This is a genomic window from Acinetobacter sp. TAC-1 (assembly GCF_029025845.1).
GTDB lineage: Bacteria > Pseudomonadota > Gammaproteobacteria > Pseudomonadales > Moraxellaceae > Acinetobacter > Acinetobacter guillouiae.
Genome location: NZ_CP118892.1, coordinates 1,413,098 through 1,436,742 on the forward strand (window position 1 = coordinate 1,413,098; position 23,645 = coordinate 1,436,742).

Below are 23,645 nucleotides of genomic sequence, written 5' to 3' on the forward strand. Positions count from 1 at the left end.
GACTATGTTTGACCAGATTGTTAAGCTCTCGATTAAGAATCGTTGGCTTGTACTTATCGTATTTTTATTTGTTGGTGCATTAGGGGTTTATAACTATTTCAAGTTACCGATTGATGCAGTCCCTGATATTACGAATGTACAAGTCCAGATTAATAGTGAAGCTCAAGGACTCTCTCCAATGGAGATGGAGTCTCAAGTGACCTATCCCATTGAAACTGCTTTGGCAGGTATTCCAAATTTAGACTATACACGCTCCGTATCTCGATATGGTCTATCTCAAGTAACGGCAATTTTCAAAGAAGGGACGGATATTTATTTTGCCCGACAATTAGTCAATGAGAAGCTACAAGGAGTGACACCAAATCTTCCCGTTGGAATTGCAACTTCTATGGGGCCTGTTTCTACAGGACTTGGCGAAATCTTCATGTATACCGTTGAAAATGCCAAGAACAATCCTAATCCACTTTCACCAACGGAATTACGCACCTTACAAGACTGGGTGATTAAACCTCAGCTTCGAAATGTAGAGGGTGTTAATGAAATCAATACCATTGGTGGTTATCTCAAACAATTTGTAGTTCAACCTGATTATGCTTATTTACGTAGCATAGGGCTGGATCAGAAGACAATTTTAGAGGCTATCTCTAAGAACAGCATGAATAAAGGCTCGGGGTATATTGAGAAAAATGGTGAACAGTATTTAATTCGTTCTGATTCTCAAATTAACTCGATTGAGCAAGTCCAGAATATCCCGATTACGACGAGCAATGGTTATATCCTCAGATTGAAAGATGTTGCCAAAATATCTATTGGTCACGAATTACGTACAGGTGCTGCAACTAAAGATGGGCAAGAAATTGTACTGGGTACAGCATTCATGCTTATTGGTGAGAACTCACGAAATGTTGCTCACGCTGTTGATCAAAAGCTACAACAGGTTCAAAAATCATTACCAGAAGGTGTGGAAGCAAAAGCTGTCTATAACCGTACAACTTTGGTTGATGCAACGATACAGACGGTGAAAAAGAATCTTTTAGAAGGTGCGATTCTGGTAATCGTTGTTCTGTTTGTATTTCTTGGTCACTTCCGTGCTGCGCTGATTACCGCTTTGGTCATTCCTTTATCCATGCTGATGACAATCACAGGTATGGTGAACCAGAAAATTAGTGCAAACCTTATGAGTCTTGGGGCACTAGATTTCGGGATTATTGTAGATGGTGCTGTTGTAATTGTTGAGGCCTCCTTAGCAAAGTTGGCAATTAAACAAAAAGAGCTTGGGCGAGTTTTAACAAGGCAAGAACGCTTTACGACTGTGTTTGAGGCGACTAAAGAATCCCGCAAAGCGATTCTCTATGGTCAATTGATCATTATCTTGGTGTATCTACCTGTAATGACTCTGACTGGTGTTGAAGGAAAGATGTTTACACCAATGGCTGCAACAGTGGTTATGGCTTTAGTGGCAGCAATGATTCTTTCAATTACGTTTGTCCCTGCAATGGTGGCATTGGTCACTACTGGTGAAATTAAAGAAGAAGAGTCAAAAATCGTCCATGGCATCAAAAGATTTTATAACCCAATTCTAGATTGGTCTTTAAATCACAGATATTTGCTAATCGCTTTTGTCTCTATTTTCTTTGTTTTTAGTGCAAGTCTTTCGACTCGTTTAGGCTCAGAGTTTATACCTTCCTTGGATGAGGGAGATGTAGCACTACATGCCTTGCGTATCCCTGGTACGTCGTTGACTCAAGCAATTGAAATGCAATACACGTTAGAAAAAGAGATTAAGAAAATTCCAGAAGTTCAGACTATTTTTGCCAAAGTGGGGACTGCTGAAATTGCGACTGATCCTGTTCCACCTAACGTAGCAGATAACTTTGTCATGCTGAAACCTCGTAGTCAGTGGCCTAATCCTGATAAGGAAAAGTCTGCGGTTGTTGCTGAAATTGAACGCGTATCTAAAGGCGTATATGGAAACAATTATGAGTTTACACAGCCGATTCAAATGCGTTTTAACGAACTTATTTCAGGTGTCCGAACAGATGTTGCCGTAAAAATTTATGGTGATGATTTAGAGCAGTTGCTTGAATCAGCAAACGCTGCCGCTAAGATTTTAGAGGGAGTCAAAGGTACTGCTGATCTTAAAGTCGAACAGATGTCTGGTTTACCCATGGTTTCTGTTGAGCTGAAAAAAGACATGATTGCCAACTATGGGCTTGATGCAGAGGATGTACAAAAACAGGTTTCTAGCCTAATCACAGGTGAGACAGTAGGTAAGGTGTTTGAAGGAGATCGAAAGTTCGACATTGTGGTACGTATGGATCAAAACTCGGTAACAGATCTAGAAAAGCTGTATCAGATTCCTGTGAGCTTAGCTGATGGTTCGAGTGTTCTTTTATCAGAATTGATCGAGTTAAAAAACGTTCAAGGACCAAACCAGATTTCTCGCGAAAATGGTAAACGGCGTATCGTCATTACAGCAAATGTTCGTGGAACTGATATTGGTAGTTACATTTCAGAAGCACAATCTAAGCTGAATGCTGATTTTAAATTACCAGATGGTTATTGGCTGACTTGGGGCGGTACGTTTGAGCAAATGGAATCTGCTTCAAATCGTCTTATGGTTGTAGTACCGATTGCTTTAATTCTGATCTTTGCCATGATCTATATGGCTTTAGGTAATGTTAGAAACAGTATCTTGGTATTCACAGGTGTGCCATTTGCACTAACAGGTGGTGTGATTGCTTTAGCACTACGTGATATTCCATTCTCAATTTCTGCGGCTGTGGGTTTCATTGCCTTATCGGGTGTTGCTGTGCTGAATGGTTTGGTTCTTGTTTCAGCCATTCAGCGACTTAGAGTTCAAGGTGAAAGTGTCATTGATGCAGTGAAACATGGTGCAATGGAAAGACTCCGTCCCGTGTTGATTACAGCTTTAGTCGCTTCATTAGGTTTTATTCCGATGGCCTTAAACGTAGGCATTGGCTCTGAAGTTCAGCGCCCAATTGCAACTGTTGTTATTGGTGGGATTATTTCATCAACCTTACTGACTTTGATTATTTTGCCAACCTTATATGTGTGGTTTAACCAAGGTAGGTCAAGAAAATCAAACGAAGCTGCTAAACAGGTTGTTTAGGGGCATCTTTAATGACAAATATATTGCGAGATAAACAAAACAAATTTGTGATGATGTTGCTAGTCTGCATGATCAGTCTCGCTTTATGTTTGCACTTTAAAGAGCATGTAACTGAAAATGAATTTCAGAGACACGTTTCAATTGATGCAATTAACTCTCACCATCATGAGATAAGCCAACAACATTCACATAGTCACCAAGATAATTACTATGAACATTTTGTTGGCTATGACGTACTTAAATCGGCCGCTTTAGCTCATCTCTTAAAAGGGATTTCGATTTTAGATTGGTCAAAAGAATATGTTTATCTGATGGTGAGTCGTATTTTTAAACCGCCCAAAAAGTTAATGGATTTTCAATTCATTTTAAATTTTGGAGTTTGATATACATGCAAATTATTGCTTCACACATTGTGAAATTAAGTGCTTACATAAAGCTATTACTTGCTTTATTCATTACATTGGTAAGCCCTACACTTTTTGCTCATGGAGTAGCGGAAGGTGATAAGGGCTATATTCAAGAAATTTATGGCATTCATGTGATTCCATTCATCTATTTGGGTGCGAAGCATATGGTCACTGGATATGACCATTTACTATTTCTTGTTGGCATTATCTTCTTCTTATACCGAATGAAAGATATCGGCTTGTACGTCAGCCTATTTGCACTTGGGCATTCGATTACGATGCTGGTGGGTGTTTATTACAATATCTCGATAAACGCCTACATCATTGATGCAATCATTGGTTTTTCGATTGTTTATAAGGCTCTAGATAACTTGGGGGCTTATCAGCGTTGGTTTGGTTTTCAACCAAACACGAAAATCGCGACTTTAATTTTTGGTCTGATTCATGGTTTTGGACTCGCAGTAAAAATTCAGGAATATGAAGTTCCGAGTGATGGACTGTTGGCAAATTTAATCTCATTCAATATTGGGGTTGAATTAGGCCAGTTTATGGCTCTGTGCATCATCTTGTTATTAATGACGTTTTGGAGAAAGACACCTTATTTCTTTAAAACAGCTTATCAAAGCAATGTCTTCCTCATGTTCCTCGGTTTTTTACTTGTTGGCTATCAACTTACTGGCTTCATTACTCAATAAGGATCTAAATTATGTATAACGCTGAAATTCCAAAAGATATCGAATTACCTTCATCAAAAAAGTTAATTAAATCAACAGCAATTGCTGCCGTAAGTGCCGTTATTGTGCTAGTTACCTGTGTCATGCCTGCGGAGTATGCAATTGATCCGACAGGTATGGGTAAAGTGCTTGGTTTAACGAAAATGGGAGAAATCAAACAATCACTAACTGAAGAGTCAGAAAATGGTATCAATGCTGCACAGGCAGTGAATAGTGTTGAACAAAAATCAGTAGAAACTTCGACTCAAACGGCAACTGATAATGCTCAAATGATTATGCCTGCTATTAATAAAGAGAGCATTAGTATTGAGCTTAAACCGGGCCAAGCAACCGAAGTGAAACTGACGATGCCACAAAGTGCAAGTGTCAACTTTGACTGGAAAGCTGTTGGAGGTGGTCTTAATTATGATACCCATGGTGATCCAGTGAACGCTCCTAAAGGGTTCTATCATGGCTATGGAAAAGGAAAGAATGAAACAACTCAGCAGGGTGTCTTAAAGGCAGCTTTTGATGGCAAGCATGGTTGGTTCTGGCGTAACCGTACGGAAAATCCAGTGACTGTAACTCTACTTGTAGAAGGGCAGTTTAGTGAAATGAAGAAAGTCTTTTAAGTTTTGATCAATCTCCTTGGAATAATATTCCAAGGAGATTCAATTGCTAAAGAAGTCAGGTTCTAAAAGGAATCCATAAGATGCTAGAAGTACTAAAAAACACAACATATCGGCATTTGTTTTTGGCCCAAGTAATAGCGCTAATCGGAACGGGGTTAATCACAATCGCCCTAGCTTTACAGGCGTACGATATTGCAAAGGGGGAAGCAGCCCAAGTTCTTGGTATTGCATTGGCAATTAAGATGATTGCTTATATCGGTGTAGCGCCTATAGCATCTGCATTTGCTGAGCGATTACCAAGAAAAAAAGTATTGGTTGGGCTAGATGTTATTCGAGCATTAACAGCATTGTGTCTACCGTTTGTGACACAAATTTGGCAAATTTATATTCTCATTTTTATTTTGCAATCTGCTTCTGCTGCATTTACACCAACATTTCAGGCAATGATTCCAGATGTTTTACCTGAAGAAAAAGACTATACCAATGCGCTATCATTATCACGATTGGCCTATGATTTAGAAAATATTATTAGTCCGATGCTCGCGGCATTTTTATTAACTTTGATGAGTTATCACAACTTATTTTTGGGAACGGTATTAGGTTTTATCGGTTCTGCTTTGTTTGTGGTAAGTGCGAAATTACCAGTTGCCAAAGTACCTGCGTTTAGAGGTGTTTATAGCCGTATTAAGCAGGGAGCTAAAATTTATTTTAATACGCCTAGACTTAAAGCATTGCTTGCTCTCAATTTAGCAATTGCGTCAGCAAGCGCTGTAGTGATTGTAAATACCGTGGTATTGGTTCAATCGACATTTAAGCTAACTGAAAATGCGACTACTTGGGCTTTTGGTTTATTTGGATTTGGTTCAATGCTTTCGGCTTTCATTTTGCCTAAGATATTGGATAAGTTCCCAGATCGATCAGTGATGTTGACGGGAACAACAATTCTTGTAATTGGGCTGTTAAGTGGTTATTTCATTACATCTTATAATGGTTTGCTTGTACTTTGGTTTGTGCTTGGTATTGGATATTCTGTTTCACAAACACCTACAGGCCGTTTGATTCGAAAATCTGCATCGAGTGAGAGTAGGACCTCTCTATTCGCAGCGCAATTTGCGTTTTCACATGCTTGCTGGTTAGTGACTTATCCCTTGGTTGGATGGCTCACTACTAACATAGGAACATTACAAACTTTTATACCGATGGCAGTGATTGCAACGATTTCTTTATTACTTGCAATGCGTTTGTGGCCATCACAGGATGAGGCTCTTTTACCCCACAGTCATGATGATTTACCTCCAGATCATGAGCATTTGCAGCAGCATCGAATCAATGGAGTACACGTCCATGAATATATTATTGATGACTATCATGAAAAGTGGCCTAAATAACTCTTTTTCGACTAATGACTTAGAAAGATTCCGTTTGTTTGTTGTACAATTATAAGCTTATTTTATTGTTCAATAAAAAAAGGGGAACAACATGAAAAAACTAATCTTGGTATGTTTAATGGGGCTTGCGGTAACAAATGCTTTTGCTCATTCAGGTGGTACTGATTCTTCAGGCTGCCACACGAATAGCAAGACAGGGGATCGTCACTGCCATTAATAATAAAAATGAGTAGAACATTTTGTTCTACTCATTTTGAATAACGATCTAATAATAATAAGTACTGTTTCATTTCTTCTTCATCAAAATTTTGATCCCCTTTCAATACATGTTCTCTTAAATGTTGTTCAAGAAGTTGCTGCATTAACCCATTAACAGCACCTTTAATTGCTGCAACTTGTTGTAATACTTCAAGACAAGAGCTTTCAGGTGTTAATAATGACTTTTCAACAGAAGTAACCTGTCCTTGAATCCGCTTGATGCGATTAAGTATTTTTTTATCTTGATGCAAATGAGACATGATTTTTCCTAAAAAAAATATATACTGGGGGGAGTATCTTGGAAAGATAAAATTTATGCAACTTCATAGTAACTTAGATCGTCGTCATTCTCATCAATTCGATGAAGGAAATCCTTTAGCACAAAAGAAAATACTGATTGCGACAATTCTTACAGCAATCATGATGGTACTAGAGATATTGGGGGGATGGATTTTTAATTCGATGGCCTTACTCGCAGATGGCTGGCATATGAGTTCACATATGGTTGCTCTCGGCTTAGCTTATTTCGCATATCGAATGGCCCGACATTATGCTCATGATCAGCGATTTAGTTTTGGTACTTGGAAAATTGAGATTCTAGCAGGGTACAGTAGTGCTATTTTACTTATGGTTGTAGCACTTTTAATGGGTATTCAATCTATCGATCGATTAATGAATCCCGTGAATATTCATTACAATGAGGCAATACCAATTGCAATTGTTGGTTTATTGGTAAACTTGGTTTGTGCATGGTTATTACATGACGGAGGCCACCACCATCACCACGAGCATGATCATCACCATGAACACGACCACCACCACGATCATCATGACTTAAATCAAAAGGCGGCGTTTCTGCATGTAGTAGCTGATGCGGTTACTTCTGTATTGGCAATTGTTGCATTGTTTGCGGGGAAATATTTTGGTTGGAGTTTCTTAGATGCACTATTAGGTGTAGTTGGAGCTATTCTTGTCGCTAAATGGTCATGGGGATTATTAAATGAGACAGGAAAGACACTACTCGATGCAGAAATGTCTCACCCTGTGGTTGATGAAATCAAAGAGGTTATAGAGGAATTTCCTCAAGTTAATATTACTGATTTACATGTTTGGAAAGTTGGTAGAGGCAAGTTTTCTTGCATCTTGGCTTTAGAGAGTACAGGTGTAGATTTAACACCAGATGTAGTGAAACAGGCACTCTCTATCCATGAAGAAATTGTGCATGCAAGTGTTGAAATACATTTTATTTGAATTATTGAATGGTTTTAGTTGGACAAATAAGTCCAACTAAAACATTTTTATATAGTTATAAGTGATTAGCCGCTTATCCCGAAAAAGTGAAGAATAATTCCTATAGCGCAGCAACCAGCTAAAGTAGTCATCATTCCAAGTTTGAAACGGAATAAAGCAAGCATAGCTATGATTGATAACATTAGTGACCATGGGTTAATGCTGGATAAAACTGGAACTTGTAAAACCATTCCATATTTATGAATTACATTAACTTCAGCAAATAATGTATGTAATGCAAACCACACTGATAGATTAAGGATCACTCCAACAACAGCTGCTGTAATTGTCGAAAGTATGGCATTTAAAGCCTTATTATTTCTTAATGCTTCAATATATGGAGCACCAATAAAAATGAATAGAAAAGAGGGTACAAATGTTACCCATTTCGCTAATATACCTCCAAGAGTACCAGCCAAGGCAGGATTCAATGATCCTGGGTCTCGATACGCTGCCATAAAGCCTACAAACTGAACTACACTAATCAGGGGGCCAGGGGTGGTTTCAGCCATACCAAGTCCGATCAGCATTTCACTAGGTTTAAGCCAATGGAAGTTTTCGACGGCTTGCTGTGCAACATAAGATAAAATTGCATAAGCACCACCAAACGTAAGTACGGACATTTTGCTGAAGAATAGAGCGATATGCGTATAAACATTATCTTTGCCCATTAAAGTAATAAAAGCTATAAGTGGGCCGAGCCATAAGACCAAACCAATGAGAGTAATTTTTAGAGCTCTTGTATGGGAAGGTTGTACATGCTCTGGGATCTGCTTAGCAAAAGCAGCATCAATAGCTGCTAATGAAGCATTAGAGCTATTAGCGTCAGAATGAGATGAGGAGGCGTTAAATGCTTTACTTCCACTTTTATTTCCGATGTAACCGATAAGCGCAGCAACTAAAATAATAAATGGAAAAGGCAAAGCAAAGATAAAGATGCCGATAAATGACAAGATAGCGACAATGACCATCACCTTGTTTTTTAAGGCTCGACGACCTACACGCATGACAGCTTCAAGAACTACTGCAAGTACGGCTGCTTTTAATCCAAAGAATAATGCTTGAACAATACTAATCTGACCATAACTTGCATAAATCCAGCTTAGTATTCCTAATGCAAGTAGACCCGGTAAAATAAAGAGAGTACCCGCAACGAGTCCGCCACGTGTTCGGTGTAATAACCAACCTATGTATACAGCCAACTTATGTGCTTCAGGACCAGGAACAAGTGTACAGTAATTTAAGGCATGTAAAAAACGCGTTTCACTAATCCATTGTTTCTCTTCAACTAAAATTTTATGCATTACTGCGATTTGCCCCGCAGGTCCACCAAAGCTAAGCGCAGCTACTTTAAGCCATACCCAAAAAGCTTCACGAAATGAAACACCATGAAGTTCATGTGGGGGAATGCTTTCAGCTAAAGCAGTGGAATCTTCATTTGTATTCATTGCTATTTCACCTAAATTTTTGAAATTTAAAAAGTATTTGATGCGTTTAATCATTCAGTACAGAGCTATTTTTATTAAAGCTAGACAATAGGCCATTAAAGATTGCATTTGATGCGACTAATAATTGGTCATCATCTGTAATGTTTTCATGTATTCCTGCAAAGACGGTTTCTATGCCTGAAGCTTCGGGTGGCTCAATCCCGCCAATATCAAGATAGTGGACAATCTCTGCAATTTTTTTCAAAGCAGGTGTTTCTAAATTAAAACTATGTAAAAGAACTTCGAAGGTAACCCAGTGATTGATATGACTGAAAGCTGCACCATCAAAATCGAATCCTAAAGCTTCTTCTGGACATTCACTTGGTGTTTCTAACCAAATAAATGTAGGAGTTGAATCAATAAAAGTCTTGATTAGCCATGCAGAGGCTAGACGATCAATCCAAGGTCTCTTACGAGTTGCCCATATTTTGTTTTGATAACTATTTTTATCTAGAAGTTGAATATGTGCTTGTATTGCTTGAGGCTCATTCACTTCACCAAGTCGAGCTATTGAAAGCTCTAAAGCAGAAAGTTCATTTAGTACCTGTGCTTGAGTCTCATCGGGGTAATAGTCAATTTCTACGAGTGCATCGATACTTTTTCTTAATTTACGGATTTGCTTGAGCAGCTCTTTCTTTTCATCTTTAGATTGACGATCTCTTAACTCAGAGAGTTGTTTATAGAGGACATCGTATTCTTCTTTTCGACTGAAGAAAGGAGCTAATTCAAGGTTTAAAGGCTGCTCCGCATGGAATACATACGCAGAGCCTTGCTCTGAAATAACGTCACTTGCAATAGGATCAAATTTCTCGCTATGAGAAATGGGAAGTAAATACACACCATCTCTAAGGATTGCGGCTCCACTTGCTTTAAGAGAACGCCATACTCTCATACGTGTAGATGTGTTCTGTGTAGGCAAAGAGGATATGAGTAAAGATATTTTCATGTTGTATACTCAACTTATTTGTTAAATATATAACATTAATTTGGCTTGGATACAAATATGAAGAATCGATTTCTTATATCAAAAGAAATATTAAAGGGCGGAAATGGCTAAAGAAGAATTTTTTAAGTTTTTGATTTTATATAAATTATTTGGTTTTATTGTTTCAATATACATCAATATTTGTGAATTCAGTATTACTCATCACAAAAAAAATTGTTTTAGTTATAATTAAATTATTGATTGTAAAGTGTCTAAATTGTAGGGTGTTCAAAAGTTGACTGAGAATTAGGTTATTTGTAAATCTCAGTCAAAATTTTAATTTTTAGAAGGCGCTTATCGATTTAAGATAACATCAGCTAATTGATGGGCAATTTCCTCAATACTATTTACAGAAGTATTTAAGGCGACTTTATCGGCTAAATTCGGACTATAATCTAAAACGTCATTTTTAGTAATTTTGTGCCAAATCGGTAAAATCATTTTATGGCCATTCATTTCTCGAGCTACTAAGCCATCAAGTTCATAGTTGGTCCAGTCTTTCTTAATAAAGTCAGTTGAAAGAACAACGGTACCGTATTTAGAGTTTCGGAGACCACTATCAATTTTTTGACGTAAACTGTCCCCAACTTTTAACGTGAATTCATCGTACCAAACGTTTACTCCAAGTTGCTGTAATGTCTCTGCAAGCGGTCTGACAAAATCTTCTTTATCTTCTGAAGCGTGTGAAATAAACAAATCATATTCTGGTTCCGTCTCAGGTATTGTATTGTTGTAAGATGATATTGAAACATCAGTAATATATTGGGTAGAAGCTTTAATAGCATCAATTTCACGTTTCAGCTTCTTTTGATGTTCAATTTCGTCTTTCTGCTGTTTTTTAGTCAGGACCTCTAATTTTTTTCTTTCCAGTATTTCTTCTTTTATAAGGTTCTGCTTTTCTTTCAGCAGCTTATTATCAATATCAATCTTTTTCTTTTGTAAGTCTGAAAGTTTTGATTGTATACGAGCGTTTTCTTGTTCTTTCCTACTAATTTCTGATAACTTTGTTTTTAATGTAGAGGGGCTAGTTGTCTTCCCGATAGAATTTTGAATTTGTAAAATTTTAGAAATTATATCAGCTCCCTTTTTCTGCTCTAAGCTCATTCGATGAGTAATATCTGCTAACTCCTTATTTAACCTTGTTATGGTACTGCTTATAGTTTGTATTGACATGTTGGCTCTATGATAAATATAAAGGGTAAGATTATTATTTGGTTAGGCGAAATACAAGGTTTATGTGTTACATCACTCTGTAAGCGTAGAGCAGTGCTCTGCCCAATCTGCCATTAATTCTTTACGTTTATCTAGATAATCTCCACGCAAGTAAGAAGCTTCAACTTTATCTGGTAGTTTGTGCGCTAATACATGTTCACAGACTTCACGCGCATAATTAGTTTTTTCCGCAGACCAGTCACGAAAAGTAGACCGAAAGCCATGTGTGGTAATTATACGATTCTGTTTTGGATCAATATAGCCTAAGCCATTTTTTAGTTCTTGTTCATGCATACGCTTGATTAGTGTAGTCAATGGCATGTCGGAAAGCATTTCACCACTACGTGGGGCGGGGAATATAAAATCTTCTAATTGAATATATTCTCGAATGAACTCTTAATTGAGGTAAAATTACATGAACTGTCTTAGAATGGGTAGTTTAAGATGATTTGTAATTTACAATCATTAGCTTACTAAGCAAGAATAGTGTCAGGTGAATGAAATATAAACAAATGATTGGTTGAAATTTTATTGTAGTAAAAATAACAGTAAAAAACTAAAATTAAATTATTTTTTGTATGTTTATCAGTGGTTTGGTTGTTTAATTTGACTAACACCGCTCCCGCCAAATAAAAAGGGAATCAAACGAATAGTTTGATTCCCTTTTTATTTGGCACAAATTTGGCACTATTCGAAATTTTAGCTGATGACTACTCAAGTCCATTGACGGTGCTACACAACATTTGTCTGCTATTGTATTGATCGCGATCTCAGCGAATAGCGGCATCCAGAGCCATTCCAATCTGGACAAAATATTTTTCCATCGATTTTAGTTGCAGGCTTATTCATATAAGAATCATCGTGCTGAATAAGCCTTTAGAGATAGGTTTGTAATAAAACCGTTTCTAAGCAAAATGCTGCTTTAAAAAGGGTATTACGCATTCTGAATATTGTTCAGGGAAATCTCGATAAATATAAGTATGTTCTGCATCCGCGAAGATTTTAATTTCTACTTGTGTTACATGGTCGAGCCCTACTTTAAGCCGGTGGCCAAACTCGGGTGGGGTATAGATATCTTTTTCTCCATACATTAATAAGATGGGTAGTTGATATTTTACCTGTGTAGATTTTGCTAACGGATTGAGTTCCTGATTAAGTTTTGGTAGCACTGTATTTGATACCTTGAGTATTGCATGAGCGACTGGATAATGTTTCCAGAATTCTGGTAAGGTCGGAAATGCGCCTTCAAATACTGCAATTTTATATGGGTGTCCATCTTTTGCTAATGAGCATAGTCCCCAAGCCGCACCAAATGACGCACCAATTAAACCTACATTTAATTCGGGTGTCCGCTTTTGAGCATATATCCCTGCATGATATACATCATTGGGATAGTCAAATGAGAATCCTTCACTTTCTCCAAAACCATTAGCATCATAAATAAGTACGTTATAGCCATTTTTTAAAAATAGATCCGCATGTCCGTAACGAAGCCAAAATGCTTTAGCCGCTTTTCCCATTGGATGAGCAAGTACTAAAGTTGCTTTTGCTGCTGGTGCACTTTTCCAGTAGCCTGCGAGTGTTTGCTGGCCAGTTAAGGGAATAGTGACAGCCTCCCGGTCTTCTTTAGAAATAGCTTGAGGCCAAATCCAAGGTACTTCGAATCTTCCAAAAAATGGCTTTCGCAGAATTTGGTGAGCAATTTTTTTCATTTTGGTTATCCAATATTTTTCAAAGTTTATAATACATAGTAAAGTTCCTTTTTGGAACTCGTAATTCAAAATGTATTACTTATTGATTTCCTTTATGGAAATTGGATATCGCTCATATTTTTAACCATTTTAATGATACATCGGACTAACATGACGAATACGTTGAAATTAAGAAATGGAATAGATCAATTATCATTTTATTTTTTAATTACATATAGAGCGCAATAGTTATAATTCGAGTTGATAAGCTAAATTACTGAAAATAGATTCTGCAACAAAAAAATTGCCGTGGTTTAAAGTCCAAGAAGTGTTTCTGGTATACAGTTGTTTTGCCTTTATGCAGATTAATAAAGGCAAAATCATCATTTGGGGTATGAACCAGTAAATTATGTTTTTGTTAGTGTTAGTATCCGAGACTACAACCAGAATATACAATACGACAAGGCTGTAAATTTTCACTTAAACAAAACACTAATGCACCTTTTTTAGCCCCATCCTCTGAAAAATCCAGTAAAATTTTTGATTTTTGACCATCATTAATTGGATCAGCTATAGCAACACAGCGATTAGAATAGGTTTTAGATACTTCACATTTTTGTCCGCCATCCTGTTGACACGCTTTTAATGCTTTTGCTTGTGCCTCATCTTTAGATTTAAAATTTCTTGTAAAACCAATTGGACGCCCTTTTAAGCCTTTACTTTTATCCTCTGCAATCGCACCCCATAATGTTTCAATCATAGGATACAAAGTTGGATTTTGATTCGTATATCCACCACTTCCTCCACCTGGAATAGGTGCGCAACCTTGAACACCTTGTCCACCTACAGGATAATAGCCTGAAGGACAATTCCCTTCAGCATGTACATTCTCAATAGTTAAATAAATGATAAAAATAAAGAAAATAGATAAATTAAAAATCTGATTATTTGTCAATATCATTCTATAAACTCCTTTAAAATCATTGCTTAATAATAAGGAAAGCTATGAATTATTCTATATAATTCCTATATTTTAAAATGATAATAAGTTCTTTTGTGTTTTTAAATGTCAGTGCATTCTCGGTAGAAAGGATAGCACCTAAATTTTTTAGTTCCGTCTTTTAATGCAATAATTTAGCGAATTGATGTGGCATTAAAATGAACATTGGCTTTCTTTTTATAGAAAAAATCAAATTGTTCGGAAAACCCCCATTTTGAGTTGATTGAATGAGTAGAACACCAAAGTCCTTATACTGTGATCATATGCTGCAGATTGTTTTATAAAAGCTCATATAGTTTTGGCTGACTAAAATATCATTTTCATGTCACTTTAAAGTTTGGCAAATTATTTTATTGTAAAAGTCAACAAACTTAATCTGAGAGAAACTCATGAAAAATGTACTTAGTCGAAGTGTAACAGCTTTAATCTGTATGGGGGCTTTAATGACCACAGTTCAAACATGGGCACATGAGGATGAAGACAAAGTGTTGACTAGAACAGCAGATGAACAGCCAATAGACAAAAAACAAAAGAAATGTGAAAAAAATTGTAAAACAAACAAGGATTCTAAAACTCAAACAAATAACTCAACGCAACATCAGCATGGAAACGCTTCAGAAATGTCACAAATGGATCATTCAAAAATGACCAATATGCCTTCTTCGATGAAGAATATGGATCATTCAAATATGGAGATGCCAAACAAAACAAATAAGTGATTCTTTGAGAAAAAAGATGAGTCTTTTTGACTCAACACATTTCATTGTGATCTCCAAAAGCTCATCAAAAGATGAGCTTTTTAAAACATAAAATTTGTGTATGAACTATGCTTATTTTAAAAATGTCATCGCTTAGACACGATATTTGAGTATATTAGAAGAAATTTTCATAAAATAAATGTGTATGCCTGTTCAAGAAAAGACTTCTCCACGTATTCCCAAATATATTGCCATTCGAGATGCTATTGCCCATGAGATTGAGTCTGGGCAATGGAGTGCCAATACCAAACTCGCTTCAGAACGTGTGTTGATGGAACAATTTGCTACCACACGTGTTGCAGTTCGAGAAGCATTATTGGCTTTGGAAATGGACGGTCTCATTTATCGTTTAGATCGCCGTGGTTGGTTTGTTCGTGCGCCACGAATTATTTACCGTCCGCAATCGACCAAAAGTTTTAACCAATATGTGACTGAGCAAGGGGGTGTACCAAGTACGGAATTGATTTCTGCGGAATTGCTGCAAGCAACCTCTTGGGATGCAGCACATTTAAAAATTTCGGTGGGTGATGATATTTATTCGATGTGGCGACGTCGTAGTATCAATGGTCGTCCTGCGGTAGTTGAGCATTTACGTATCAATGCAAGTTTATTTCCCCAATTCTTAGAACAACAATTAGAGGACTCTATTACGACATTGATGGCAGAGCACTATCAACGGCAATTGACCCGAGCACATATTAATCTTTATCCAACAGTATTGTCAGAACAACAAGCCAAAGCTTTGCATGTCAATGTTGGTAGTATGGGTTTATATATTTGCCGTACCAACTGCGATCAAAATGGAGTAATTACCGATGTTGACCAAGAATATTGGTTACATGATGTACTCGATTTACATTTTGAAGCGTCATAATAAAGAATTAAAATAATCAATCTGGTTTAAACCAGATTAATTAAATTGTCATAAACTTTTGTTGAAATACAGGCTATCAAGAAGCAGCATTCGTTAGGAATGTCATAATGAGCCCGTATCTAAAACAGCAACAAAAAAAGCTCCTCGCCATGGGCACAAGTATTTTCTTTGCTTGTGTCAGCACGGCATGCACCACATCTTCAACCTCGAATGATGTTGAGCAAATCACGGTATATACCGCGGTTGAAGCGGATCAATTAAAGCGTTATCAATGGGAATTACGCAAAGCACATCCTGAATTAAAAGTAAAATGGGTGCGTGATTCGACAGGTGTGATCACCGCAAAATTATTAGCAGAACAAAAGAATCCGCAAGCCGATGTGGTGATGGGACTTGCTTTGACCAGTTTATTGGTCATGGAAAAAAAAGACTTATTGCAACCGTATCGCCCGAAGCATGTCGAACAACTTAAAACCGATTTTTATAGCCAAAAAGACATTCCAACATGGACAGGCATGACCGCTTGGGAGTCAGCTGTTTGTGTCAATACTGTTGAATTGGAAAAGAAAAAACTACCGATTCCGCAAACATGGCAAGACCTGACTAAACCAATTTATAAAGGGTTAATCGTGATGCCAAATCCGGCATCGAGTGGTACAGGCTATTTGGATGTGACTGCATGGATGCAAATTTTTGGTGAAAAGCAAGCTTGGCAATATATGCAGGCACTCGATAAAAACATTTCTCAATATGTGCATTCAGGCTCGAAGCCTTGCAAGATGGCGGCTCAGGGTGAAACGGTCATTGGAATTTCGTTTGGTTATCCGGGCTTTAAGTTGAAATCGCGTGGTGCGCCTTTAGAAATTGTCTATCCGAAAGAGGGGCTAGGTTGGGAAATGGAAGCCTCAGCCATTGTCAAAGGTACGAAAAAACTCAGCAGCGCAGAAAAGTTTATTGATTGGAGCATTAGCCAAGCTGCCAATGAAGCTTATGCACAAAACTTTTCAATGGTGGCACATCAAAATGTTCACAGCAAAAACCAAGACTTCCCAAAAAATCTTGCGCAGCAATTGGTGAAGAATGATTTTTATTGGGCAGCTGAACAGCGTGAATCAATTCTAAAACAATGGTCAGCAAAATTTGAAAAGTAATTGAATCATATACACAAAAAGCTATTCAGAATCAGTTATTCAAAATTAACGATTAAAAACTAGGTGCAGTATGCAAATTCCATCGCATTTACAAAATAGTAGGACAGGGCAAGCCATGCCAAATTCGGCAGGGCATCTGCTCTCAACTTTAAGAACGTTTAAAATGGCAGAATCAAAAACAGTGCTTGAAGTGATGGATATTCAAAAATCTTTTGGTTCAAGCCGTGTCTTGGAACACATTAATCTTGACCTGAAAGCAGGTGAATTTGTTAGCTTTTTAGGTCCATCAGGTTGTGGTAAAACGACATTGCTACGCATCATTGCTGGGCTTGAACAGCCTGATTATGGCAAAGTGATTAAACAACAAATTGATATTACTCATTTTAATACTGCAAAACGTAAATGTGGCATTGTTTTCCAAAACTATGCACTATTTCCAAACTTAACAGTGGCGGAAAATATTGCATTTGGTTTGCATAAAAAACACTGGTCAGCGCAAGAGATTCAATTTCGTATCAATGAATTATTAAACTTAATTGAATTGCCCAATATTGCAGAAAAATATCCCAATCAATTGTCAGGTGGTCAGCAACAGCGTGTGGCTTTAGCCCGTGCGATTGCGCCCAATCCTGATGTTTTATTGTTGGATGAACCTTTGTCCGCTTTGGATGCGTTGGTACGTTTAAACCTCCGCCAAAAAATTCGTACCATTCAATGTCAATTAAATTTGCCTGCGATCATGGTTACGCATGATCAGGAAGAGGCGTTAAGTATTTCTGACCGTGTGGCGGTGATGAATAAAGGTGTGATTGAACAACTCGATACGCCACATAATATTTATTACAAACCGCAAACTCGTTTTGTAGCACAGTTTATTGGTTCGATGAATTTTATACAGACAGTAGCGGTCGATACGCATCGTTTAAAAATGAATGAGCAATCTTTTATTGAATTTCCACATTTAAACTTTGCCCAAGATGAACACTATGAAATTGCTTTTCGACCTGAAAATGTCAATTTAGTTGCTGGAAATGAACCTTCTACTGAATATTTAAATTTAGCTGTACATATTGTCAACACTGAGTTTTTAGGCGCAAAACGTCGTTTATTCTGCGTGGTGCAAAACCAAAATCATGCCGATGACAATATGTTGCAAGTTGATGTGGATCACCAACATATGGCGGTTGTGCAAGATGGAATGTATCTGCAAGTGCCGATTCGTGACTTACATGTGTTTGATTCACGAGGGCATGCGAGATGTTAAATCAGTCTGCCGCAGATGCTTTATTAAGTAGTCAAACAGCACATCGTTTTCGTTATTCATTGCGTTCAAGTGCAGTGTTGTTTGTCGCAGCAATTCTATTCACCTTGAGTTTGATTGCACCCTTAATCGTATTGATGCAAAGCGCATTTTTAAATGAACAGCATCAATTTGTCGGGTTGGATAACTTTACAGCTTATTTTTCCAATCCGGCCTTAATCTCATCGATTTTTAATTCGATGTGGATCGCCATTACAGCCATGTTGATTACGGTGAGCTTGGCAAGTGTTTATGCTTTTGCATTGATCAATTGCAATATTCGAGGCAAAGCTTTCTTTAAAACCGTGGCATTTTTACCGATTCTTGCGCCTTCACTTTTGCCTTCATTGGCTTTGGTGTATTTGTTTGGTCAGCAAGGTGTGTTTAAGGGCATGCTGGGAGAGGTGGAAATTTATGGTCCACTAGGCATTTTGATCAGTTATTGCTTTTGGCTATTTCCTGCCATGGTCATGTTGATGATGGGTGCATTTCGCCATATTGACCAACATTTGATTGAGGCTTCTCATGCTTTAGGAAAAAATACACTACAAACCCATTGGGCTGTGACTTTTCCTGCGATTCGTTATGGTTTAGTCAGTGCCTGTCTGGTGGCATTTACTTATGTCATTACCGATTTCGGAATTCCCAAAGTGATTGGCGGCTCATTCAATATGATGGCGTTGGATGTGTATAAGCAGATCATTGGTCAACAAAATATGAACATGGGTGCCGTCATTTCGATTTTATTGCTCTGTCCTGCGGTGTTGGCATTCATTTTTGATCGATACCAAAGTCGTCATCAGGAACGCTATCAAAATTTCCAAATTCAGCCTTATCGTTCGCGTGCCAATCCTCGAATTGAAAAAGCATTAACTGTATTTTGTGGGGTGATTTCAGGCGGCATTTTACTGATTGTTGTGACTGCGATTCTCGCATCATTCATTCGCTATTGGCCCTATGATTTGTCAATGACCTTAAATCATTATCGTTTTGACTATGTTGATGGTGGTGGTTGGGCAAGTTATTTTAACTCAATCAAATTGGCATTGTTCAGTACAGTTTTCGGTACGATGATAATTTTCATCATTGCCTTATTTAGTACCCGTTTTAAAGCACATCCTTTACTTAAAAACTATGTAAAAGTCTTGGTGTTATTACCTTTGGCTGTGCCTGGCTTGGTGTTGGGTATTGCTTATATCTTGTTCTTTAATGCACCGCAAAATCCTGTGTCTTTCGTTTACGGTACGATGACGCTGTTGGTGATTTCAACCATTATTCATTATTACACTGTGCCACATTTGACCTTAACGCATGCGATTCAACAGATCCCGAATCAACTTGATCATGCTGCACAAAGTTTAGGATCTTCACATTGGACAATGTTCCGCAAAGTATATTTGCCTTTAACCTTTCCTGCGCTGTGTGATGTGTTGGTGTATTTATTTGTCAATGCCATGACTACTGTTTCAGCTGCGATTTTCCTTTATTCACCTGATACCAATTTGGCATCGGTGGCGGTGCTGAATATGGATGATGCAGGTGATACCGTGGCAGCTGTGGCGATGAGTATTTTGATTTTACTCACCTCATGTACAGTCAAGTTGCTGCATTGGTTATTCACTCGGAAAATGATGGCGTCGACACAACGTTGGCATGAGCAAATACATTCATAACAAATTGATCTTTCAGTCAATCTTTTAATTAACTAAACCATTTGAATTGAACGCTTTCTTTTAGGCGCTGGGGATTTTGCGTGCTAAAAAAAGTAGATAAGGTGGAAAAGACAATGAATACAGTACAATTTGACTTAATTATTGTCGGTGCAGGCATTTTAGGATTATCGGCTGCGATCCAAGCGGCAGAGCAAGGCTTAAAGGTACAAGTCTTTGAAAAATATGCACAACCTATAGGTGCGACTCGCCGTAACTTTGGCATGGTTGGGACTTCGACGCTAAGCCGTCCTGATGCGAAATGGCGTGAATATGCTTTGGCAACCCGTGAATTTTATCAACGGATTCAGGCACAAACTGATATTTCATTTCAACAGCGAAATGGCTTGTATCTTGCGAATACTGAACTTGAATGGCAAGTATTAAACGAGTTTGCTCAAGCCGCAGCTGATTATCAGATTCCTGTAAGTCTATTGTCTAAGCAGCAACTGTTTGATCAATATACTTATTTAAACCCAAAAACTGCGCTACGTGGCGGTATGGTATTTCATGAAGATTATTCAGTTGAGCCACATTTGGTGGGACTGCGTTTGTTGCAATATGCCGAAAAACTTGGTGTACACATTCATTGCAATGCCTCTGTGGTACTGACGCAATTTAACCAAGGCATGGCGCATATTCGCTTGGCGTCAGGTCAAACATTTACCGCAAATAAAGTCATGATTTGTCATGGTGAAGAGACACAATTGTTGTATCCCGAGCTCTTACAACAAAAAGGTTTATTGCGTTGTACTTTGCAAATGGCATTAACCAAACCGCTAAAAGTCAATCTCAAAGCTTCGATTTATTCAGGATTGTCGATCTCTCGTTATCCCGCTTTTGAGATTTGCCCAAGTCATCAAGATTTACGCAATGAATCGCAAATCGGTTTAGTTGAAAAATACGGTATTCATATCCTGATTAAACAAAATGAATTCGGACAAATTATTTTGGGCGATAGCCATGAATATTATCCGATTGAAGACCTACCACAATTTAATCAACGTGAAGAAATTAACCAATTCATTTTGCAATATTGCAAAGAAAATATTGGCTTAGAACTCCCTGAAATTGAATCTCGTTGGAATGGTTATTACCTGACTCATCCTACGGAATTGGCATGTGTGATGGAAGCTGAAACCAATATTTTCCTTGTCAGTGCGATTGCAGGCAAAGGCATGACCACAGGCGCAGCATTTATGAAAGAAATGTTAGAAAATTATATTTTGTAATCTGGTTTAAACCAGATTTATTTATACTGTATGAAATTGAACAAAGGTTAGGCGAAATGAACGCACAAATTGAACACGATGTTGAAAATAAATACTTACTGTTGACACCAGGACCATTGTCTACATCGAAAAGTGTGCGTCGTGTGATGCAACGTGATTGGTGTACTTGGGACAAAGAATATAACGCATTGGTTCAGGAGATCCGCAGTCGTTTGGTGGCGTTGGCAACTGCAAAACCTGAACAATATAGTGCTGTGTTGATGCAAGGCAGTGGGAGTTTCTCTGTAGAAGCAGTGTTAGGTTCGGCGATTCCAAAGGATGGTAAAATTTTAATTATCAATAACGGGGCATATGGTGCACGCATGGTGCAAATGGCTCGATGTTTAAAAATTGACGTGGTGGAATTACGCTACCCTGAAATGCAAATCCCTCAACTGGCTGATATCGAAAAAGCACTTGAAGATGACAATATCACTCATGTGTCATGTGTGCATTGCGAAACCACCACTGGTTTATTAAACCCAATTCAAGCGATTGGGCGCATTGTCAAAGCCAAAAACAAAGTGTGGATTGTCGATGCGATGAGTTCTTTTGGTGGCGTGCCAATGGATATTGCAGAGCTCGAAATTGATTTCTTGATTTCAAGTGCCAATAAATGCATCCAAGGCGTACCTGGCTTTGGTTTTATTTTGGCAAAACGTGAGCAATTACAAGCGTGCAAAGGTTTGGCTCGTTCAGTCAGTTTAGACCTATATGACCAATGGAACACCATGGAACAGCATAATGGTAAATGGCGTTTTACTTCGCCCACTCATGTGGTGCGTGCTTTTTATCAAGCACTTTTAGAATTAGAACAAGAAGGCGGAGTAACCGCACGTTATCAGCGTTATTTCAATAATCAACAACGTTTAGCCGCAGGTATGCAAGCGCTTGGTTTTGAAATGGTCTTAGATCAAGATGTACCACAATCTCCAATTATCACTACATTTTTATATCCAAATGAAGCCGATTTTAGCTTCCAAGCCTTGTATGAAAATTTGAAACAAGCAGGGTTTGTAATCTATCCCGGCAAAGTCACCGACTTAAATTGCTTCCGTATCGGCAATATCGGAGAGGTTTATTTAGATGATATTGAACGGCTTTTAACAGCGATTGAGCACTATCGTATTTGATTGGAGTTCACAGTTCCTTTTCTTGTGCCATTTATGGCTCAGGGCGGAGGTTAGGATGGGGAGATTATAAATCCTCTTCCTAGCTCTCCTTTTAAAAGGAGCGGGCGCTGCCATTAAAAATTAAATATTACGCAAAACTTAACTTACGCAAGACAGCTATTTTTAACTTTGAGAAATGAATAGGATAACCTTATGAACACTTCAAATTCAGCATTACAAGCCGTGGTTTTTGATTGGGCAGGTACAACAGTAGATTTTGGTTCACGCGCACCCATTTTGGCATTTATGGCTTTATTTGCAGATAATAAAGTTGAAATTTCAATTGAAGAAGCACGTGCACCAATGGGTTTGGAAAAACGCGATCACGTTGCGGCAGTTTTGAAAATGCCTCGTGTTGCAGATGCGTGGAAGCAGGCACATGGTGCTGAAGTGACTGTGGCGGATATTGACCGTTTATATCAGGACTTTATTCCATACCAATTGAAAAGCATCCCAAGCTGCTCAAAATTGATTCCGGGTGCATTAGACGCATTTGCTGATATTCGTGCCCGTGGTGCAAAAATTGGCAGTAATACTGGTTATGCTTCGATGATGATTGGTCAATTGGTGCAAGATGCAGCTGATCAAGGTTATGTGCCTGACTGTACTATTACAGCCAGTGATGTGAAACATGGCCGTCCATATCCTGAAATGTTGTGGAAAAACTTAATCGAACTTGATGTGTTAGATATTAAAACTGTGGTGAAAGTGGATGATACAGTGGTCGGCATCGAAGAAGGTTTAAACGCTGGTTGTTGGACTGTGGGCTTGGCCGTCAGTGGGAATGAAGTGGGGCTAAGCTTCGAAGAGTGGTCTGCACTTTCATCGTCTGAACAACTAAGTTTAAAAGAAAAAGCATACGCAAAAATGAATGCTTCAGGTGCACATTATGTAATTGATAGTATTGCTGACTTACCTGCGGTATTGGATGCGATTGAACAGCGTTTAGCAAATAGTGAAAAGCCTTAACAGATGATGAATACCAGTCTTTATGACTGGTATTCTTTTAGAGCTGAAATATAAATTTTTTATAAAAGTATTTAAGCGGGTTAGCTGTTCAATAATACCTTGGGCATTGTTGTCAAAGGTCTAAAAGTTGGGCTTAATAAATCTTCATTTTTAATTGGTGTAGCGAAGACTGATATTAAAAAAGCAATTAAACAACAACTGTATAAGTATGGTATTCGTATTTATTCATAATAGATAAACGCTAT

The 23,645-nt window shown here is 37.9% G+C and carries 22 protein-coding genes; 15 read left to right on the top strand and 7 right to left on the bottom strand.

The window, feature by feature from the left end; genetic code table 11:
* The first annotated feature begins 4 nt into the window (after positions 1 to 4).
* The 6 genes from PYV58_RS06535 (at position 5) to PYV58_RS06560 (ending at position 6,490) form a co-directional block, all read left to right on the top strand.
* On the top strand, positions 5 to 3,133 hold the full coding sequence (locus tag PYV58_RS06535) for a CusA/CzcA family heavy metal efflux RND transporter (RefSeq protein WP_000460236.1): 3,129 nt from the start codon (positions 5 to 7) through the stop codon (positions 3,131 to 3,133).
* A gap of 11 nt (positions 3,134 to 3,144) precedes the next feature.
* The gene (locus PYV58_RS06540) at positions 3,145 to 3,516 is read left to right on the top strand and encodes a hypothetical protein (RefSeq protein ID WP_000181823.1); all 372 of its coding nucleotides are present in this window, start codon (positions 3,145 to 3,147) and stop codon (positions 3,514 to 3,516) included.
* 5 nt (positions 3,517 to 3,521) lie between these two features.
* Positions 3,522 to 4,235, top strand: a complete 714-nt coding sequence (locus PYV58_RS06545) for a HupE/UreJ family protein (protein WP_001165581.1) — start codon at positions 3,522 to 3,524, stop codon at positions 4,233 to 4,235.
* Between the two features lie 11 nt (positions 4,236 to 4,246).
* On the top strand, positions 4,247 to 4,885 hold the full coding sequence (locus tag PYV58_RS06550; protein WP_034611434.1) for a hypothetical protein: 639 nt from the start codon (positions 4,247 to 4,249) through the stop codon (positions 4,883 to 4,885).
* 80 nt (positions 4,886 to 4,965) lie between these two features.
* Positions 4,966 to 6,273: an MFS transporter gene (locus PYV58_RS06555; RefSeq protein WP_000895211.1), complete on the top strand. Its 1,308-nt coding sequence runs from the start codon at positions 4,966 to 4,968 to the stop codon at positions 6,271 to 6,273.
* A 91-nt stretch (positions 6,274 to 6,364) separates the two neighbouring features.
* Positions 6,365 to 6,490: a YHYH domain-containing protein gene (locus PYV58_RS06560; RefSeq protein ID WP_000733641.1), complete on the top strand. Its 126-nt coding sequence runs from the start codon at positions 6,365 to 6,367 to the stop codon at positions 6,488 to 6,490.
* Between the two features lie 31 nt (positions 6,491 to 6,521).
* On the opposite strand, the gene PYV58_RS06565 is transcribed toward PYV58_RS06560, so the two are convergent.
* Entirely contained in the window at positions 6,522 to 6,791 is a 270-nt protein-coding gene (locus PYV58_RS06565) for a metal/formaldehyde-sensitive transcriptional repressor (RefSeq protein ID WP_000018740.1), read from the bottom strand.
* Positions 6,792 to 6,846: 55 nt separating this feature from the next.
* Between PYV58_RS06565 and dmeF the strand changes: the two genes are divergently transcribed.
* Entirely contained in the window at positions 6,847 to 7,782 is a 936-nt protein-coding gene (gene dmeF, locus PYV58_RS06570) for a CDF family Co(II)/Ni(II) efflux transporter DmeF (RefSeq protein ID WP_001175951.1), read from the top strand.
* Between the two features lie 65 nt (positions 7,783 to 7,847).
* On the opposite strand, the gene chrA is transcribed toward dmeF, so the two are convergent.
* The 6 genes from chrA to PYV58_RS06600 form a co-directional block, all read right to left on the bottom strand.
* Complete coding sequence (gene chrA / locus PYV58_RS06575; protein ID WP_002040866.1) at positions 7,848 to 9,269, bottom strand: chromate efflux transporter; 1,422 nt, start codon at positions 9,267 to 9,269, stop codon at positions 7,848 to 7,850.
* Between the two features lie 46 nt (positions 9,270 to 9,315).
* Entirely contained in the window at positions 9,316 to 10,254 is a 939-nt protein-coding gene (locus PYV58_RS06580; RefSeq protein ID WP_002065076.1) for a chromate resistance protein ChrB domain-containing protein, read from the bottom strand.
* Positions 10,255 to 10,587: 333 nt separating this feature from the next.
* Entirely contained in the window at positions 10,588 to 11,466 is an 879-nt protein-coding gene (locus PYV58_RS06585) for a TIR domain-containing protein (RefSeq protein ID WP_000027438.1), read from the bottom strand.
* A 72-nt stretch (positions 11,467 to 11,538) separates the two neighbouring features.
* On the bottom strand, positions 11,539 to 11,826 hold the full coding sequence (locus PYV58_RS06590) for a hypothetical protein (protein WP_001131666.1): 288 nt from the start codon (positions 11,824 to 11,826) through the stop codon (positions 11,539 to 11,541).
* A 584-nt stretch (positions 11,827 to 12,410) separates the two neighbouring features.
* On the bottom strand, positions 12,411 to 13,217 hold the full coding sequence (locus PYV58_RS06595; RefSeq protein ID WP_034611447.1) for an alpha/beta hydrolase: 807 nt from the start codon (positions 13,215 to 13,217) through the stop codon (positions 12,411 to 12,413).
* A gap of 403 nt (positions 13,218 to 13,620) precedes the next feature.
* Positions 13,621 to 14,157, bottom strand: coding sequence for a DUF4189 domain-containing protein (locus PYV58_RS06600; RefSeq protein ID WP_004822976.1), 537 nt, complete (start codon positions 14,155 to 14,157; stop codon positions 13,621 to 13,623).
* Between the two features lie 428 nt (positions 14,158 to 14,585).
* On the opposite strand from PYV58_RS06600, the gene PYV58_RS06605 reads away from it, so the two are divergent.
* From PYV58_RS06605 to phnX, 8 genes are all read left to right on the top strand, one after another.
* Positions 14,586 to 14,915 (top strand): hypothetical protein, encoded by a 330-nt coding sequence (locus PYV58_RS06605; RefSeq protein WP_034611465.1) that lies wholly within the window; start codon positions 14,586 to 14,588, stop codon positions 14,913 to 14,915.
* Positions 14,916 to 15,099: 184 nt separating this feature from the next.
* On the top strand, positions 15,100 to 15,828 hold the full coding sequence (locus PYV58_RS06610) for a UTRA domain-containing protein (protein WP_227504212.1): 729 nt from the start codon (positions 15,100 to 15,102) through the stop codon (positions 15,826 to 15,828).
* 149 nt (positions 15,829 to 15,977) lie between these two features.
* Positions 15,978 to 16,979 carry a putative 2-aminoethylphosphonate ABC transporter substrate-binding protein gene (locus PYV58_RS06615; RefSeq protein WP_227504214.1) on the top strand — a complete coding sequence of 334 codons (1,002 nt, stop codon included), beginning with the start codon at positions 15,978 to 15,980 and terminating at the stop codon, positions 16,977 to 16,979.
* A gap of 70 nt (positions 16,980 to 17,049) precedes the next feature.
* A complete protein-coding gene (locus tag PYV58_RS06620; protein ID WP_034611476.1) occupies positions 17,050 to 18,243 on the top strand; it encodes an ATP-binding cassette domain-containing protein in 1,194 nt (397 codons plus the stop codon).
* Positions 18,237 to 19,952, top strand: a complete 1,716-nt coding sequence (locus tag PYV58_RS06625) for a putative 2-aminoethylphosphonate ABC transporter permease subunit (protein ID WP_034611479.1) — start codon at positions 18,237 to 18,239, stop codon at positions 19,950 to 19,952. Before PYV58_RS06620 ends, PYV58_RS06625 begins: the two co-directional genes overlap by 7 nt.
* Positions 19,953 to 20,065: 113 nt before the next feature.
* Entirely contained in the window at positions 20,066 to 21,220 is a 1,155-nt protein-coding gene (locus tag PYV58_RS06630) for a TIGR03364 family FAD-dependent oxidoreductase (protein ID WP_034611483.1), read from the top strand.
* 56 nt (positions 21,221 to 21,276) lie between these two features.
* Positions 21,277 to 22,392: a 2-aminoethylphosphonate--pyruvate transaminase gene (phnW, locus tag PYV58_RS06635; protein ID WP_034611487.1), complete on the top strand. Its 1,116-nt coding sequence runs from the start codon at positions 21,277 to 21,279 to the stop codon at positions 22,390 to 22,392.
* 192 nt (positions 22,393 to 22,584) lie between these two features.
* Positions 22,585 to 23,400 (top strand): phosphonoacetaldehyde hydrolase, encoded by an 816-nt coding sequence (phnX, locus tag PYV58_RS06640; RefSeq protein WP_275059724.1) that lies wholly within the window; start codon positions 22,585 to 22,587, stop codon positions 23,398 to 23,400.
* Positions 23,401 to 23,645 lie beyond the last annotated feature (245 nt).

Bases quoted from the DNA above. Each gene is read 5' to 3' on its own strand.
- PYV58_RS06535 (WP_000460236.1), top strand. From the start codon at position 5: ATGTTTGACCAGATTGTTAAGCTCTCGATTAAGAATCGTTGGCTTGTA.
- PYV58_RS06540 (WP_000181823.1), top strand. From the start codon at position 3,145: ATGACAAATATATTGCGAGATAAACAAAACAAATTTGTGATGATGTTG.
- PYV58_RS06545 (WP_001165581.1), top strand. From the start codon at position 3,522: ATGCAAATTATTGCTTCACACATTGTGAAATTAAGTGCTTACATAAAG.
- PYV58_RS06550 (WP_034611434.1), top strand. From the start codon at position 4,247: ATGTATAACGCTGAAATTCCAAAAGATATCGAATTACCTTCATCAAAA.
- PYV58_RS06555 (WP_000895211.1), top strand. From the start codon at position 4,966: ATGCTAGAAGTACTAAAAAACACAACATATCGGCATTTGTTTTTGGCC.
- PYV58_RS06560 (WP_000733641.1), top strand. From the start codon at position 6,365: ATGAAAAAACTAATCTTGGTATGTTTAATGGGGCTTGCGGTAACAAAT.
- PYV58_RS06565 (WP_000018740.1), bottom strand. From the start codon at position 6,791: ATGTCTCATTTGCATCAAGATAAAAAAATACTTAATCGCATCAAGCGG.
- dmeF (WP_001175951.1), top strand. From the start codon at position 6,847: ATGCAACTTCATAGTAACTTAGATCGTCGTCATTCTCATCAATTCGAT.
- chrA (WP_002040866.1), bottom strand. From the start codon at position 9,269: ATGAATACAAATGAAGATTCCACTGCTTTAGCTGAAAGCATTCCCCCA.
- PYV58_RS06580 (WP_002065076.1), bottom strand. From the start codon at position 10,254: ATGAAAATATCTTTACTCATATCCTCTTTGCCTACACAGAACACATCT.
- PYV58_RS06585 (WP_000027438.1), bottom strand. From the start codon at position 11,466: ATGTCAATACAAACTATAAGCAGTACCATAACAAGGTTAAATAAGGAG.
- PYV58_RS06590 (WP_001131666.1), bottom strand. From the start codon at position 11,826: ATGCCATTGACTACACTAATCAAGCGTATGCATGAACAAGAACTAAAA.
- PYV58_RS06595 (WP_034611447.1), bottom strand. From the start codon at position 13,217: ATGAAAAAAATTGCTCACCAAATTCTGCGAAAGCCATTTTTTGGAAGA.
- PYV58_RS06600 (WP_004822976.1), bottom strand. From the start codon at position 14,157: ATGATATTGACAAATAATCAGATTTTTAATTTATCTATTTTCTTTATT.
- PYV58_RS06605 (WP_034611465.1), top strand. From the start codon at position 14,586: ATGAAAAATGTACTTAGTCGAAGTGTAACAGCTTTAATCTGTATGGGG.
- PYV58_RS06610 (WP_227504212.1), top strand. From the start codon at position 15,100: ATGCCTGTTCAAGAAAAGACTTCTCCACGTATTCCCAAATATATTGCC.
- PYV58_RS06615 (WP_227504214.1), top strand. From the start codon at position 15,978: ATGGGCACAAGTATTTTCTTTGCTTGTGTCAGCACGGCATGCACCACA.
- PYV58_RS06620 (WP_034611476.1), top strand. From the start codon at position 17,050: ATGCAAATTCCATCGCATTTACAAAATAGTAGGACAGGGCAAGCCATG.
- PYV58_RS06625 (WP_034611479.1), top strand. From the start codon at position 18,237: ATGTTAAATCAGTCTGCCGCAGATGCTTTATTAAGTAGTCAAACAGCA.
- PYV58_RS06630 (WP_034611483.1), top strand. From the start codon at position 20,066: ATGAATACAGTACAATTTGACTTAATTATTGTCGGTGCAGGCATTTTA.
- phnW (WP_034611487.1), top strand. From the start codon at position 21,277: ATGAACGCACAAATTGAACACGATGTTGAAAATAAATACTTACTGTTG.
- phnX (WP_275059724.1), top strand. From the start codon at position 22,585: ATGAACACTTCAAATTCAGCATTACAAGCCGTGGTTTTTGATTGGGCA.